We start from the raw sequence: 1,477 nt of genomic DNA, 5'->3' as shown, positions 1-1,477 counted from the left end.
TCCTTCGGACCCAAAACCGGCACCCCGGAACAGGGCATCGATCACACCTTCATCCTCTACGCGGGTCCCAGCTCTCACCACTGACAGCGCTCAGCCACACCCGACGGCACGACCCGCCCCCCGAAACTGCGAAACACGAGTTACACCGAAGACCGAAGTAATCACAAGACGACGTCAAAGCATCATCAAATGATAAAGTTATTTCATTGCGAATCCTATATCTGCGCCGACCGGCAATGCGGCCCGCTTCGCCGCGAACGAGTTCACAACCGGCAGGCGAACGTCAATGCCTGGCCTGCTGCAGCTACGCCCACGACGAGCCAGCACATCCGGACGCCGGGTACAGTAAAGTCACGGCCATCGCCTTGAGAAGGGACATTCATGGTGTTACTCAACACGGATGCTGTGGAGTCGAGAGACCACCTCATCACCATCTGGACCGGCCTGGTCTTGGACCGGGGTGGGCAGGTCAGCACCGACGACGGTGTCAGCAGGATGTGGGCTGACAGCACTTTCATGTTCTGGAACACCGTAACGCTGACCGGTGTGGATATCTCAGCGGACGCCCTCCGTGACCAGCTTTCGCGGGCAGCGTCCTTCATGCGGGGCAGGTCGCAGGCCGGCTACCTGTGGCTCTTTGAGGATGTGCTGAGCCCGCAAGCGAGACAGGAGCTGTTCGGTCGAGCTGCCGAGGCCGGTCTCGAGCTCGCGTTTTCCGGCCGCGGTATGGCCGGTGACCTGTCGATTCCCGAGCCGCATCATCCCGAGCTCACGTTCCGGCGGGTGGAGACCGACGACGATCTCGTTGCTTACGGCGAAATCAATGCTCTCGCGTACGGCATGCCGCCTGAGGCGGGCCGCACCGCGTTGGCCGGCTCCACACTCTGGCGACGCGACGCCTACGCCTACATCGGATACCGCGATGGGCGTCCGGTGGCGTGTGCCGCCACCATCGGCGGCCCTGATTCGATCTTTCTGGCGCTCGTCGCAACTGTGCCCGGAGAGATGCGCCGCGGGTACGGCGAAGCCGTCACCCGCAAAGCGATCTATGAAGGTATCACGCAAACCGGGCAGCGGCGTGTCGTGTTGCACGCCACGCAGGCCGGGCAGCCCGTTTACGAACGCATCGGCTACCACGCCAACACGCCGGTCTATTTCTTCCAGCTCGCCAAGAGCTGAGTGCTTGGAGGGTTCCCGCTTTCGTAGACAACAGACCTGAAGCCGCTGTCTACGAAAGCGGGAACCCTCCAGTCGAAAATTGTTGGGCGGTCTCCAGCCAGGGCTGCGGCAAGGTAACAATCCGCATTGATCGAAATACACAGTTCGCCGGTCAGACCTCGGTGGGGACCTCGCAGATGATCAGGAAACGCCGTAACGGCGGGAGGTTTGCCGCCCTGCCGGCTCGGCGAGGCCGACCGATGTCAACTACGTTGAGCTACAATATCTGACCAAGAGTGATCTCGCCGCAGCCCTGGGT

General features: G+C 61.7%; 1 protein-coding gene. It reads left to right on the top strand.

From position 1 onward, the window contains the following. Positions 1-381 precede the first annotated feature (381 nt). The gene (locus MJ797_RS25830; RefSeq protein WP_239342227.1) at positions 382-1,179 is read left to right on the top strand and encodes a GNAT family N-acetyltransferase; all 798 of its coding nucleotides are present in this window, start codon (positions 382-384) and stop codon (positions 1,177-1,179) included. Positions 1,180-1,477 lie beyond the last annotated feature (298 nt).

It is taken from the genome of Protofrankia sp. CiP3 (assembly GCF_917627345.1).
Taxonomy (GTDB): domain Bacteria; phylum Actinomycetota; class Actinomycetes; order Frankiales; family Frankiaceae; genus Protofrankia.
The sequence above is the reverse complement of the archived record's forward strand: the minus strand, read 5'-3'. Positions and strand labels throughout refer to the sequence as shown.

Coding starts and splice junctions, on each gene's coding strand:
- MJ797_RS25830 (WP_239342227.1), top strand. CDS start 382: ATGGTGTTACTCAACACGGATGCTGTGGAGTCGAGAGACCACCTCATC.